Source organism: Streptomyces hygroscopicus subsp. hygroscopicus, assembly GCF_001553455.1.
Lineage (GTDB): Bacteria > Actinomycetota > Actinomycetes > Streptomycetales > Streptomycetaceae > Streptomyces > Streptomyces hygroscopicus.
This window is the reverse complement of record NZ_BBOX01000125.1, coordinates 1-14,012: the sequence shown is the minus strand read 5'-3', so window position 1 is coordinate 14,012 and position 14,012 is coordinate 1. Positions and strand designations below refer to the sequence as shown.

The window sequence follows — 14,012 nt, the reverse complement described above, 5'->3', positions numbered from 1 at the left end:
GCGCCTGCGTTTCACGGTCACTCCGCCTTCCTGGCCAGGTCCCGGGCGAGCGGAGTGGGCTCGCCACCGGTGTAGGTGATGTGCCACAGCGCCGACTTGGCGTCGGAGGTGAAGAAGCCGCGCCCGTAGTCGAGGACGTAGAGCGAGCCGTCCGGGGCGAACTTCCAGTCCATGAGGTTGCGGATGCCGTCGGCGCCCACCGGGACGATCTTCCGCAGGGATTCGGCGTGCACCGGCAGCCCGCCCTTGCCGACGGTCTTCGGGTCGGTCACCACCGCGTGGCGCGGCTGGTCGCCGTCGTAGAAGTCGCCGACGAACCACTTGCCGTCCCAGTAGGCGGGCCATCGGGTGGTCGAGTCGCTGTCGGCGTCGTAGCGGTAGACCGGGCCGTTCATGGTGGCCTGCCCGCCGCCCTTGAGCCACGGCAGCAGGAACTTCGCCTCCGACTCCCGGTAGCTGGGGACGCCGTTGGCGTCCCGCGGGTAGTCGGGGCCGCCGCCCTGGGGCGAGTACCAGATGGTGTTCGCGGTGACGGGCGGCAGGTTCACCAGTCCGTCGTTGTTGGGCGACTCGTTCTTGGGGTGATCGCAGTCGTACCAGCCCTGGGGCTTACTGGGATCGGGCAGAGCGCGGTCCCGGTACGGCTGCTTGTTGCCCATGCAGAACGGCCAGCCGTGGTTCCCCGCCTTGGTGATGGCGGCGAAGGTGTCGTACTTGGCCGGGCCCCAGGTGGTGCTGGGCTCGCCGGCGTCGGGGCCGACCCAGCCCGCGTAGAGGATGTCGGTCTTCTGGTCCACGAAGATCCGGGCCGGGTTGCGCACCCCCATGACGTAGATCTCGCCACGGGTCTTGCCACTGCCCTCGTCGGGCTCGTTTCCGGTGAAGAGATTGCCCTCGGGGAGGGTGTAAGTGCCGTCGTCCTCGGGGTGGATCCGCAGGATCTTGCCGTTGAGGTTGTGGGTGTTGCCCGCGGTGCGGCGGGCGTCGGCGAAGGAGACGCCCTTGTAGTTCGGCTGCGGGTTGTTGCCCGAGTAGCCGTCGCTGAACTGGGAGGAGTTGTTGTCCCCGGTGGCGATGTAGAGGTTGCCCCTGGAGTCCCAGGACATCCCGCCGCCCGCGTGGCAGCAGCTGTGGATCTGGACCGGCCAGGAGAGCAGGACCTTCTCCGAGCCCAGGTCCAGCTTGTTGGTCTTCGAGTCCAGGGTGAAGCGGGAGACGCGGCGCTCGGCCATCCGGGTGTCCCGGTTGATCCGGGAGTGCGGGGTGTAGTGGAGGTAGACCCAGCCGTTGCTGAGGAAGTCCGGGTCCAGCTCGATGCCGAGCAGCCCCTCCTCGTTCTTGACCAGTTCGTCGCCGCCGCCCTTGTTGCCGAAGACGGTCAGGGCGCCCGCGAGCGTCACCTTCCCGGTGGCCGGGTCGTAGACGTGGATCTGCCCCTGGCCCTTGCCGATCTCCGGGTCGTTCCAGTCGGTGACCACCGGAGCGCTGTTGTCACCGCCGCCCCGGCCGATGTAGAACACCCGGCCGTCCTTGGCCACGACGAGGCCGTGCGGTTCGCCGATCTGGTCCGACTGGCCCGGCTGGTTGGGCTTGGTCACTCGCTCGGCCTTGTAGTTCGCGGAGATGGTGGCCTTGCAGTCGGCGCGGGAGAGACGGGTGGTCCACAGCAGCGCGCCCCGCAGATGCGTGCGGAAGTCGGCCTCCTGGAAACCGGAGACCGTACCGCCCATTCCGGTGTAGAAGGAACGGCCGCCGTCGTAGTCACGGCACCAGGAGATCGGGTGGTCCCAGCCGACCGCGCCGGCGCCCGGCTGGTAGCTGGACTCCCGCACCCGGGCCACGGTGTGCACCGTGCCGGAGGGGTTGGTCCGCCAGTTGAGCCAGGTGTCCGTGCGCTTCCACTCCAGCGGCAGATCCTTGGTGGCCGGGTGGACCCGGTCGCCGACCTCCACCACGGCCCGCTGGGCGGTGCCCGGGTTCGTGGCGGCGGGGCGGGCTCCGATCAGCCCGGTGAACCAGTCGGAGTAGGGCTCGTTGCGGGCCGCGTCATGGATGCCGAGGAAGCCGCCGCCCGCCTCCATGTACGCCTCGAGCCCGGCTTCCTGCTCGGGGTCGAGCACGTCCCCGGCGCCGGTCAGGAAGACCACGGTGTTGTACCTGCCGAGCCGGGGCCGGGTGAAGACCGAGGCGTCGGCGGTGGCGTCAACGGTGAACCGGGTGGCCGCCGGGCCCTGATTGCCGATCTTCTCGATGGCCTCGATCCCCGCGTTCACCGTGGCCGGCTCGTCCCCCGCCGAGCCGTGGAAGACCAGTACCCGGACGTTGTCCCCGCCGGGCGGGGACGGCAGCGTGAGTGGCGCACGATCCTCGGGCCGGGCGCTGGCGGGGCTCCCGCCCAGCAGGGTCGCGGTGAGGGCGCCGAAGAGCAGTGCCGCCACCCCCGCGCGTCTCCTTCGCGACCGACTGACGGTCAGCCCTCTTCCTTTCGAGGGCATTTGGTACGGTATGTCCCGCATTGGTCACCCATCCCTCTCACGTACCGGAAACTCCGCTGAAGGAAGCTAGACGGCTTTTCGCAACCCGCCAATAGCTATGACCGCAACTCAACGAACTTTGTCCTGAGTGTGGATGAACGAGGATCCCCGGGCTACCGTGAAAGCACCCCCGGGGCAGCTGCGCATCGTCAACGGCAGGGGATCCACGGCGATTTGGGAGAACGATGAGCGACGCACCCGGTATCACCTCCAGACGCGGTCTCAGCAGACGGCTCTTCACCGGCGGCGCGGCCGCCGCGGCCGTCGGACCGCTGGCCCTCTCCTCCCCCGCCGCCGCGAAGGCGCCGGCGGCTGCGGCGGCCCGGTCCGCCGAGGTCCGAACGGCGGCCGCGGGCGGGACGGTCCGCCGCCTCAAGCTCTACGCGGAGAAGCTGCCGGACGGCCAGATGGGCTACGGGCTCGAGAAGGGCAAGGCCAGCATCCCCGGTCCGCTGATCGAGCTGACCGAGGGCGACACCCTGCACATCGAGTTCGAGAACACCATGGACGTCACGGCCAGCCTCCATGTGCACGGCCTGGACTACGACGTCGCCAGCGACGGCACCCAGCTCAACCGCAGCGCCGTGGAGCCGGGCGGCACCCGCACCTACACCTGGCGCACCCACACCCCGGGCAAGCGCGCCGACGGCACCTGGCGGCCGGGCAGCGCGGGCTACTGGCACTACCACGACCACGCGGTGGGCACCCCGCACGGCACCGGCGGCCTGCGCAAGGGGCTCTACGGCCCCGTGGTGGTGCGGCGGGCGGGCGACATCCTGCCGGAGAAACAATTCACCATCGTCTTCAACGACATGACGATCAACAACAAGTCGGGGCATGACGCCCCCGAGTTCCGGGCCACGGTGGGCGACCGCGTCGAGATCATCATGATCACGCACGGCGAGTACTACCACACCTTCCATATGCACGGGCACCGCTGGGCGGACAATCGCACCGGACTGCTGGCAGGCCCGGACGATGTGAGCCGGATCATCGACAACAAGATCACCGGGCCCGCCGACTCCTTCGGCTTCCAGGTGATCGCCGGGGAGAACGTCGGCGCGGGCGCCTGGATGTACCACTGCCACGTCCAGAGCCACTCCGACATGGGCATGGCCGGGCTCTTCCTGGTCGCCAAGCCCGACGGCACCATCCCCGGCTACGAGCCGCACCGGCTGAGCGCGCACCGCGCCGGATAGCCTCCGCACGGACGACGGGGCGGGCCCGGCGGGCCCGCCCCGTCCCCGTACCGCCGGGTCCGGTCACCCGGTTCAGGCGGTGTGCAGCCGCAGGCCGTACACCGACAGGATCTCGTTGACCGGCTGGTACCAGGTCTCGCCACCGCTGGAGCAGTTGCCCCAGCCGCCCGAGGTCACGCCCTGGGCCTGGTCGCCGCTGATGAACGAGCCCCCGGAGTCACCGCCCTCGGCGCACACACTGGTCTTGGTCATCTGGTACACGGCACCCTGGCTGTAGTTCACGGTCTCGTTCTTGGCCAGGACCGTGCCGCAGTGCCAGTGGGTGGTGGAGCCGGAGCGGCAGATGGAGGCGCCGACCGGGGCCTCGGCGGAGCCGCGGACCAGCGCGTCCGGAACGGTGCCCCAGCCGAGCACCACCGGCACGGTCCACCAGCCGCTGCCGACGCTGACGTAGGCGTAGTCGTTGCCGGGGAAGGAGGAACCCTGGAAGGTGCCGATGTACGAGCGGTCCCAGCCGCTGACCGAGGCCCCCTTCTGGCCGCAGTGTCCGGCCGTGACGAAGCCGCCCTGCACCGAGAAGCCTATGGAGCAGCGGACGTTGCCGGTGTAGTACGGGTCGCCGCCGACGGTGCCGGCGGCGAAGGTCGTCGGCGCCTGGGCGGGGGCCTTCTCGGTGGTGACCGGGACGGAGGAGGCGCGCTCGGCGTCGCGGAGGAACGCGCGGACGGCGGCGTCGCCCTCGTGTCCCGCGCGGACCCGGACCACGACACTGCCCGCCCGGGGGTCGACGCTCCAGCTGCTCACCCCGGCCGGGGCGGCCTTCTTCCCGGCCTTCTTGTCCAGGCGCGCCTTGGCCGCGTCGAGTGCCTTGGCGCTGTGCCGCACGATCCGGGTGGTGGCGCCCGTGGCCCGTACCGATTCGGCCCGCTCGGCGCTGGTGACGCCGACGACCAGCTTTCCGCTGTCCGCGTCGAACCAGGAGCCGCCGTAGGACGTGCCCGCGGCGCGCTTGGCCTTGGGCTCCAGCTTCATGGCGACGGCCTCCTGGCTCAGCCGCCGGCGCGCCTGGTCCGTGGTGAGGCCGAGGTCCTTGCCGAGCGCGCGGACCAGCGTGGCGGACGGCGCGGAGGCGGCGGCGGGCTCGGCCGCGGAGGTGTCACCGCCGGTTGCCGCGGCGGCGGTCGAGAAGGCCCCGCCGGCGCCCGAGAGGGCGCCGAGGACGAGGAGTGCGGACAGTCCGGCACGGACAACGGGCTTCCGTCTCATGGAAGTTCCCCTTCTGCTGGGCAGGGTGAGAGCGCTTTCACGATTCGATCGCGCAGAGCCTAGCGAGCCGTGGAAAAAAGTCCAGACCAAGACCGTGATCGGTCACGATCGGACACGGCGGCCGACGGGGGATCAGGGTGCTTCGTCCGGATTCCGGTTGAACAGCCGCGCCGGGGCGACGGCGGTGCGCCCGCGGCGGTCACGGTCCCCCCTCGCGCGCCCTCCTCCGCCGCGCGCCGCGTTCAGCCGGACGGCAGCGGAAGCCAGTGGGACTCGCCCGGGGCGACGGTCAGGGAGCGGTCGGCCAGCCGCACCTCGATCGGGCGCTCCTCCGAGTCCGGCACACTGATCCACAGCCTCCCGGCCCGCACCCGCAGGGCGACGCCCCAGTGACCGCGGTAGCGGATCGCGAACCGGTACTCCGAAAGTCCGGACGGCTCGGGCAGCGGCACCGGGTCCAGCCACAGGGCCTCCTCCCGGGTCTCCAGCCCGGTCAGACCGCGCTGCACCAGATCGAGGGTGCCGCCCATGGCACCGAGGTGGATGCCCTCGCCGGTGGTGCCGCCCTGGACGTCCGCCACATCGCCGAGCAGCGCCTCCTGGCAGTACCGCCACGCCTCCGCTCGGCGGGCCCGCACCAGCACCCAGCCGTGCACCAGCTCGCTGAGGGTCGAGCCGTGGCTGGTCCGGGGCAGGTAGTACTCCACAGTGGCGCGCCAGATGTCGTCGTCCATGGCGTAGCCGAGCCGCCGGAAGAGGCCCGCCAGTTCGGCGGGGGCGAAGAGATAGCCGAGCATCAGCGCGTCGGCCTGCTTGGATGCCTGGTAGCGGTTCACCGAGTCGCCCTCGGACTCCAGGATCCGGTCCAGCCGGCGGATGTCGCCGTAGCGGGCGCGGTAGCCGTCCCAGTCGAGTTCGGTCAGCTCCTGGTAGCCGCCGAACTGGCTGATGACGCCCCGGTGGAAAGGGACCAGCAGCCGCCGTGAGACGTCCTCCCAGAGCTCCGGTTCGGCGCGGTCCAGGCCCACCCGCTCGAACAGCTCGCGGCGGCGCGGCTCGGGCAGGGTGCGGGCCAGCTCCAGGGCCCGGTCGAGCACCCAGGCGGCGGTGACGTTGGTGTACGCGTTGTCGTCGATCCCGGGGCGGTCGGCGCCGGGGTAGCCGTCGTGGTACTCGTCGGGCCCGACCACCCCGCGGATGCGGTACCGCCCGTGGTCCGGGTCCAGCACGGCGGTGTCCGCCCAGAAGCGGGCGATCTGGAGCAGCATCTCCGCGCCCTTGGTGTGCAGGAAGTCGGTGTCGCCACTGGCCTGGCAGTACTGCCACACGTTGTACGCCACCGCCGAGCCCACGTGGTGCTGGAGCCGGGAGTGGTCCGGCAGCCAGCGGCCGGAGCGCGGGTTCAGGTGGAAGGTCTGGGTCTCCTCGCGCCCGTCGCTGCCGCTCTGCCACGGGTACATCGCCCCGGCCCGCCCGGCGTCCGCGGCGGCGCGGCACGCCTGGGGCAGCCGCCGGTGGCGGTAGTGCAGCAGGGCCCGGGAGACCTCGGGGAAGTGGAGGTTCAGGTACGGCAGCACGAACAGCTCGTCCCAGAAGACGTGTCCGCGGTACGCCTCGCCGTGCAGACCGCGGGCCGGGACGCCCACGTCCAGTTCCGCGGTGTGCGGCGAGAGCGTCTGGAGGACGTGGAACAGGTGCAGCCGCAGGATGTGGCCCGCCTCGCCGGGCACCTCCAGCGCGGCCTCCCGCCACAGGTGGTTCCATGCGGTGCGGTGGGAGGCGAGCAGCGTGCCGAACCCCGGGGCCCGGGCCACCTCGTCGAGGACGGCCCGGACCGGATCGCCGATCGCGGGGTCCTTGGAGGTGTGCACCGCCACGGTCTTCTCGACGGTGACGGGAGCGTCCGGCGCGATCGGCACGGCCAGGGTGCGCACGGCCGCGCTCGGGGTGAGCCGCTGCCCGGTGCCGGTGGGCAGGCCCTGGACGGCCCGGGTGCGGGCGGCCATGGCCACGCGCACCTCGGAGGTGGTGGTGCGGCAGCTCAGCCATACGGTGTCGGGGCCGGCCGCGGCGGTGCGCCGGTCGGTCAGATGGCAGCCGGCCAGCGCGTCGTAGCGGGCCACGCCCGTGTTGGCCACGGCACCGTCGATCCCGGACTCCAGCTCGAGGGTGCCGGACCAGCCGTCGGCCCGGAAGGTGGTCCGCATCGCCGCCAGATGCGGATCCCCCATGTGGACCAGGCGCCGCTGCTCGACGCCGAGCACCCGGCCCCGCCGGTCGGTGAACCGCAGCCGCCGGAGGAGGGTGCCGTGCCGCAGGTCGAGGGTCTGCCGGTAGCCGGTCAGCTCGTCCGCGTCGGGGGAGAGCCAGCCGCCGGGGGCGGCGGGCCGGTCCGGGTCGCGGACGCGGTACCGCAGCGGCAGCCAGTTCGGCAGGTTGACCATGTCCTCGTTCTCGACCTGGCGTCCGCCGACCACCGAGCCGAGCCGGTTGTAGCAGCCGGCCACATAGGTGCCCGGGTAGTGCGTCTCGTCGGCGGTCGCCTCGGGGGCCGCGCCCCGGGTGGCCAGATAGCCGTTGCCGAGGGTGCACAGCGACTCCCGCAGCCGCTCCGCACCGGGCTCGTAGCCGTCGTACTCCCACACCCAGTCCGACACGGGCGCTCACCGTCTCTCTCCCCTCGGCCTGGCCCATTGTCGTCCGGGCCGGAGGGCTTCACCGGTTGCGCCGCGCCCCCGCGCGGCGGGCGCTCAGCAGATCTTGTAGTCGGCCCGGCTGTTGTTGTACGCGCAGGTGTCGACCGTGGCGCCGCCGGCCTTGCGGAGGGTGGCCTTGTCGCGGTCGTTGTTCCAGACGTACGCCCGACGGCCCTGGTATTTGGTGGCGGAGGTGTCCGAACCGGATCCGGTCCGCACGGTCACGGTCCGGCCCGCGCCCAGGGTGTAGCCGGGGAAGGTGTACTTGTGGTTGCTCGCGTCGGCGAGCACCCAGCCCTTGAGGCTGACCCCGCGCGAGGTGGAGTTCTTGATCTGGGCGTACTCGCCGTTGAGGCTGGCGTTGCTCCGGTTGTCGGTGCCGGGAGAGTCGTAGTAGATCTTGGAAATGTGTACGGAGCCCGCGGCGCCGGCGGGCGCCGCCGGGTACAGCAGGGCGATCGCGCAGCCGGCGGCGAGCGCCGCGGCCGTGCGGGCGGTGGTTCCGGTGGCACTGGACATGAGGTCCCCCCTTGTGTCGTGCGTGGTGAGGCGGTGGCCGCCGGGAAGCGCGGTGCACGCAGGACGGACGGACGGCCGCGCCCGAAGATGGCTGGAGTCAGCGAGCTGACTCCTTCGGCGCGGCCGTCCGTCCGTCTTCCCCCCACCTGTGTGGAGGACCAGAGTGGACCTTCGGCCGAACGCGGCGGCAGGGCTGCGCGGCCCTCGCTCCAGGGCCGTACGGCCCTAGCGCGGGCCCGGTGCGACACTCCTCCCGCCGGGCCCCGGGAGGGTGAGGCGGGGTCAGCGGCCGAGCCGCGCGCCGCCGTTGACGCACGGGATCCGGCCGGTGATGTACGCGGCCTCCGGGGAAGCCGGCCGCCCTGTTGCCTTGCGTTCACTATTGACAGGTTCTGTTGGAGATGGCGCAATGGCGGCGCCCCACTTGTCCCTACAGCTGCTCAAGCACGGAGGACATGTGCGTTTTCGTTCTTCTTTCACCAGATCCATGGTCGCGACCGTGGCCTTGGCGCTTGGTGCGCTCGGTCTGCTGACCGGTCCCGGTCCGGCCGCGGCCGACTCCCCCTCCGACGACTCCCCCGTCGTCCACGGCCTCCGCGGTGACTACTACCTCCAGTCCGCCCCGGGGGCCTTCGACTTCCACGAGCTGAAGGCCACCAGCCTCGACCCCGCCCTCGACTTCGACAATCTGGAGCCGCGGCTGCAGGCCACCACGGGACGGTCGGACGACGTCAGCGTCCGCTGGACCGGTCAGATCACGCCGGAGCGCTCCGGTGCCCACACCTTCTCGATCATCGGCGACAACGGCTTCCGGCTGTGGATCGACGGCGAACCGGTCATCGACCACTGGGTGGACGACTGGGACAAGGAGCAGACCTCCCAGCCCGTCGAGCTCACCGCGGGCAAGGCGTACGACATCAAGGTCGAGTACTTCGAGCACTACGGGGGCTCCAACCTCCATCTGTCCTGGACCCCGCCCGGCGCGGCCAAGGCCCCCGTCCCCGCGTCGGCCTTCCGGCTGCCCGCGGACTTCACCTACGACGGCCCGGTGACCAGCGCCGTCCAGCCCGACGGCCGTACGCTGCTGCTGGACTTCGCCCAGCCCCTCACCACTCCCCCGGCCGATCTGTCGTCGCACCTCACCGCCGTCATCGGCGGCGCGGCCTGGCCGCTCGGACGCGCCCGGCTGGACCCGGCCGACCCGTCCCGGCTGCTGCTCGCCCTGAAGGAGCCGGTGGTCGGCCGCGGTGGCGAGGCCGTCGTGCGCTACGACGGCAAGGGCGGTCTGGAGGACGGCGACGGCGCCATCGAGCCGTACGTCTCCTTCGGCGGCAACGCGTCGACGTACCAGCTGAGCACCCCCTGGGCCAAGGACGTCGGCCCCGACAACGCCCACCCCGAGTACCCGCGGCCGCAGCTGACCCGCGATCAGTGGCGCAACCTCAACGGCAGCTGGCAGTTCGCCGCCGCCGCGAAGGGGCAGAAGCCGCCCGTCGGGCAGAAGCTCAAGGAGCGGATCCTGGTCCCGTACCCGGTGGAGTCCAAGCTCTCCGGTGTGGAGCGCCACGAGGACCGCATGTGGTACCGGCGGACCTTCACCGTTCCGGCCGGCTGGAAGATCGGCCAGGACAAGCGGCTGCGGCTGAACTTCGACGCCGTGGACTGGCAGGCCCAGGTGTACGTCAACGGCAAGCAGGTGGCCGACCACCGCGGCGGCTACGACCGGTTCAGCGCCGACGTCACCGACGCCCTGCGGCCGGGCCGCACCCAGGAGCTGATCGTCGGCGTCTACGACCCGACCGACGCGGCGGACGGCGAGGACCAGCCGCTGGGCAAGCAGCGCCTGGACCCCAGCGGCATCTGGTACACCCCCTCCTCCGGGATCTGGCAGACCGTCTGGATGGAGCCGGTCGCCACCGACCACGTGGACACCCTCAAGCTGACCCCGGACGTCCCCGGCACGTCCCTCACCGCCGAGGTCCGCGGGGTACGGGACGGCGTCCCGGTCACCGCGACCGCCTATGACGGCAAGCGCGTGGTCGGCACCGCCAGCGGACGCACCGGGGCGGCGCTGACCGTCCCCGTGCCCTCCCCGCACCTGTGGTCCCCCGACGACCCGCATCTGTACCGGCTGAAGGTCACGGTCGGGCGAGGCGCCTCGGCGGACCGGGTGGAGAGCTACTTCGGCATGCGGAGCATCGCCGTCAAGGAGGTGGACGGCAAGCGGCGCACCGTGCTCAACGGGAAGCCCGTCTTCTCCATGGCCACGCTCGACCAGGGGTTCTGGCCCGACGGACTGCACACCGCGCCGACCGACGAGGCCCTGGCGTACGACCTGAAGATGCACAAGCGGCTGGGCTTCAACTCCGTGCGCAAGCACATCAAGGTCGAGCCCGACCGCTGGTACTACTGGGCCGACCGGCTGGGGCTGCTGGTGTGGCAGGACATGCCCTCCATGAACACGGTCGCCCCGTCGGAGAAGGCGCAGGCGCAGTACGAACACGAGCTGAAGCGGATGATCGACCAGCACATCAGCAGTCCGTCGATCGTCATCTGGGTGACCTTCAACGAGGGCTGGGGCCAGTACGGCGGCTCCAAGGTGCCGGCGCTCGCCAAGGGCTGGGACCCCAGCCGGCTCATCAACGGCGCCAGCGGGTGGAACGACACCGGCAACGGCGACCTCGCCGACGTCCATGCCTACCCCGGACCGGGCGATCCGCGCCCCGACGCGTCACGGGCGGGCGTCACCGGCGAGTACGGCGGCCTGGGCCTCGCCGTACCGGGCCACGCCTGGCCCGTGCAGCACACCTACGTCGGCGTGGACAAGGACGAGTACACCGACGAGTATCTGAAGCTGCTGGACAAGGTGCGCGGGCTGGTCGCGTGCAACGGCAGCAGCGGGGCCGTCTACACCCAGATCACGGATGTGGAGGGCGAGCTCAACGGGCTTCTCACCTATGACCGCAAGGAGATCAAGCCCGATGTGAAGCGGCTGCGCCAGGCGCACCAGGCGCTGATCCGCGACGCGGAGCACCCGGCGTCCATGGAGTGCACCGGGTAGGCCGTACTACCGCTCCCGGGCGGGGAGCGGGTCCCCGGGCGGGGCGCCGTCGGCACGGCGCCCCGCCCATCGGGGCAGCGGCCTCGGCGACGTCCGGGCCCGTACGGACGCCCCGGCCGGACGGCATACCCGGCCGGGGTATTCGTACGGGCCCAGGACGGCGGTAGCCGTACGGGTCCTGGGCGGCGGTGTCCCTACGGGCCCGGGCAACGGTTGGCGCCGGAGGTCACCCCGCGGCCAGCGCCTCGATCGCGGCGATCGTGCGGTCCACCACCACGTCGTACAGCCTGTTCTGCGCCCCCGACAGCCTCGGCAGCAGCGGGGCCACCACGTCCCGGTCCTCCTGGGGGTGGAGGGCCAGCGCCTCGCTCAGGTCGTCCAGTGTGCGGGCGGAGACCGAGCCGCGGTGGGTCTCGTAGACCGCGTGGCCGATGACGGTGGAGCCGATGAGGGTCACGGCCAGCGCGAGATCGTCCTCGGTCAGCCGCAGGGGGCGCAGCAGCCGGGTCAGGGTCACCAGGGAGGAGACCCGGGCGGGCTGCTGGGTGGCGGCCATGTAGGGAAGCAGCTGACGGTGGGGCAGCAGGTATGCACGGCTGCTGTGCATCCAGGCGCGCACCCGCTCCTGCCAGGTCTCGCCCGGCGGCTCCTTGTGCTGGGCCTCGACCATGACGCGGTCGGCCACGGCCTGGAGGAGGTCGTCGCGGTCGGGGAAGTAACGGTAGAGCGCCATGGGGGCGGATCCGACCGCCTCGGCGACCCTTTTGACGGTCAGCGCGACCTGGGGCTCACGGACCGCCAGCTCCGCGGCGGAGCGGACGATCTGCTCGCGCGACAGGCGGGGCGGGCGGCCCCGCCCCCTGCGGACGGTCTCCTCCGCGGCCTTGGCCATCCGGTGTCCTTTCGCTCGCCCCCCCGCCGTGCCGGGTCCCAAGGCTACGCATGTCCGCGCGGGTGCCGCTCATGCCGTCCGCCGCCCGGTATGCCGCCCCGCGTCGGGTCGGCCCGCCAGGCCCGTCCGTACCCGAACTCCCTTGGCACCAGGGCGAGTTGAGCGGTGGGCCGCCGGGCGGGGCTATTTGACGTACCGGTTACACAAATTTATGCGACACTACTGCCGCACCTGACGTGGATTCGGCCACGCCCCGACGAAGGACGACCGTGACTTCCTCACCTCCGACCCCCGACGCCCCTGACGCGGCCGTGGCCGCCCGGCCGCAGCGCTCCGGCCCGGTCGTCGCCGTCCTGGCCTTCGGGGGGATCGTCGTCTCCCTGATGCAGACCCTGGTGGTGCCGCTGGTCCCGGATCTCCCGGCGCTACTGCACACCTCGGCCTCGGACGCCTCCTGGGCGATCACCGCGACCCTGCTCGCGGGCGCCGTGGCCACCCCGGTACTGGGACGGCTCGGCGACATGTACGGCAAACGGCGGACGCTGCTGCTCAGCCTGGCGATGCTGGTGGTCGGTTCGGTGGTGTGCGCGCTCTCCGACGCGCTGGCACCCATGATCGTCGGCCGTGCGCTCCAGGGCTTCTCGGCGGGGGTGATCCCGCTGGGCATCAGCATCATGCGGGACGAGCTGCCCGCCGAGCGGCTCGGCTCGGCGATGGCCCTGATGAGCTCCTCGCTGGGGGTCGGCGGCGCGCTCGGCCTGCCCGGGGCCGCGGCGCTGGCCGAACACGCCGACTGGCATGTGCTGTTCTGGGTGTCGGCGGGCCTGGGCGCGGTGGTGATCGCGCTGGTGCTGGCGCTCGTCCCGGAGTCGTCGGTGCGCGGTGGCGGGCAGTTCGACCTGGTGGGCGCCGTCGGGCTGTCGATCGGACTGCTCTGTCTGCTGCTGGCCGTCTCCAAGGGCGCCGACTGGGGCTGGACCGACGGTGTCACCCTGGGGCTCTTCGGCGCGGCCGTGGTCGTCCTGCTGCTGTGGGGCCGGTGGGAGCTGCGGGTGAGCGGACCGCTGGTGGATCTGCGCACCACCGCCCGCCGTCAGGTGCTGCTGACCAACCTGGCGTCCATCGTCATCGGCTTCGCGATGTTCGGCATGTCGCTGGTGCTGCCTCAGCTGCTGCAGATGCCCGAGGCGACGGGGTACGGGCTGGGCCGGTCGATGATGACCGCCGGTCTGTGTCTGGGCCCCTCCGGGCTGGTGATGATGGCCATCTCGCCGCTGTCGGCGCGGATCACCGGCACCTGGGGCCCCAAGGTGTCGCTGATGCTCGGCGCGGGGGTGATCGCCGTCGGCTACGGCATGGGGGTCTTCCTGATGGACGCCGTGTGGCAGATCGTGATCATCTCGTGTGTGATCGGCGCCGGGATCGGCCTCGCGTACTCCGCCATGCCCGCGCTGATCATGTCGGCGGTGCCGGTGTCCGAGACGGGCGCGGCCAACGGCCTCAACACCCTGATGCGGTCCATCGGCACCTCGACCGCCAGCGCGGTGGTGGGGGTCGTCCTGGCCCATATGACCACCGCGTTCGGCCCGTACCAGGTGCCGTCCCTGAACGGCTTCCGCACCGCCTTCGTGATCGGCGGCGGCGCCGCGCTGGTGGCGCTCGCGGTCGCCGCGCTGCTGCCGGGCCGCGGGCCCGCCCGGCTCACCGCCGCGCCCCAGCGGCCCGGCACACCGCGGGCGGTGGCGCGAGGCTGACCGCCCCGCCGGCGGCCGGAGCGACCGCCCAGCCGTCCGTGTCCCCCCGCCGCCTCGGCGAACGGGAGGACACGGGCGGCTTTGTCGTGGC

8 protein-coding genes are annotated in these 14,012 nt (G+C 71.8%); 3 read left to right on the top strand and 5 right to left on the bottom strand.

The features are described from left to right. Positions 1–17: 17 nt before the first annotated feature. Positions 18–2,495: a ThuA domain-containing protein gene (locus AXW62_RS14420; RefSeq protein ID WP_169808134.1), complete on the bottom strand. Its 2,478-nt coding sequence runs from the start codon at positions 2,493–2,495 to the stop codon at positions 18–20. A gap of 224 nt (positions 2,496–2,719) precedes the next feature. On the opposite strand from AXW62_RS14420, the gene AXW62_RS14415 reads away from it, so the two are divergent. Continuing rightward, the gene (locus AXW62_RS14415; RefSeq protein WP_060944886.1) at positions 2,720–3,733 is read left to right on the top strand and encodes a multicopper oxidase domain-containing protein; all 1,014 of its coding nucleotides are present in this window, start codon (positions 2,720–2,722) and stop codon (positions 3,731–3,733) included. 72 nt (positions 3,734–3,805) lie between these two features. Here the strand turns inward: AXW62_RS14415 and AXW62_RS14410 are convergent, their stop codons facing one another. From AXW62_RS14410 to AXW62_RS14400, 3 genes are all read right to left on the bottom strand, one after another. Beyond that, positions 3,806–4,999, bottom strand: coding sequence for a S1 family peptidase (locus AXW62_RS14410; RefSeq protein ID WP_060944885.1), 1,194 nt, complete (start codon positions 4,997–4,999; stop codon positions 3,806–3,808). Positions 5,000–5,241: 242 nt separating this feature from the next. Beyond that, positions 5,242–7,656: a glycoside hydrolase family 65 protein gene (locus tag AXW62_RS14405; protein WP_060944884.1), complete on the bottom strand. Its 2,415-nt coding sequence runs from the start codon at positions 7,654–7,656 to the stop codon at positions 5,242–5,244. A gap of 93 nt (positions 7,657–7,749) precedes the next feature. Beyond that, positions 7,750–8,214 (bottom strand): lamin tail domain-containing protein, encoded by a 465-nt coding sequence (locus AXW62_RS14400; RefSeq protein WP_060944883.1) that lies wholly within the window; start codon positions 8,212–8,214, stop codon positions 7,750–7,752. 487 nt (positions 8,215–8,701) lie between these two features. Here AXW62_RS14400 and AXW62_RS14395 point away from each other — a divergent pair, with 487 nt between their 5' ends. Further along, the gene (locus tag AXW62_RS14395) at positions 8,702–11,275 is read left to right on the top strand and encodes a glycoside hydrolase family 2 (RefSeq protein ID WP_060944882.1); all 2,574 of its coding nucleotides are present in this window, start codon (positions 8,702–8,704) and stop codon (positions 11,273–11,275) included. A 226-nt stretch (positions 11,276–11,501) separates the two neighbouring features. Here AXW62_RS14395 and AXW62_RS14390 read toward each other — a convergent pair whose 3' ends face one another. After that, a complete protein-coding gene (locus tag AXW62_RS14390) occupies positions 11,502–12,167 on the bottom strand; it encodes a TetR/AcrR family transcriptional regulator (RefSeq protein WP_060944881.1) in 666 nt (221 codons plus the stop codon). Positions 12,168–12,436: 269 nt separating this feature from the next. Here AXW62_RS14390 and AXW62_RS14385 point away from each other — a divergent pair, with 269 nt between their 5' ends. Further along, positions 12,437–13,921 (top strand): MFS transporter, encoded by a 1,485-nt coding sequence (locus AXW62_RS14385; protein ID WP_060944880.1) that lies wholly within the window; start codon positions 12,437–12,439, stop codon positions 13,919–13,921. Positions 13,922–14,012: the final 91 nt, after the last annotated feature.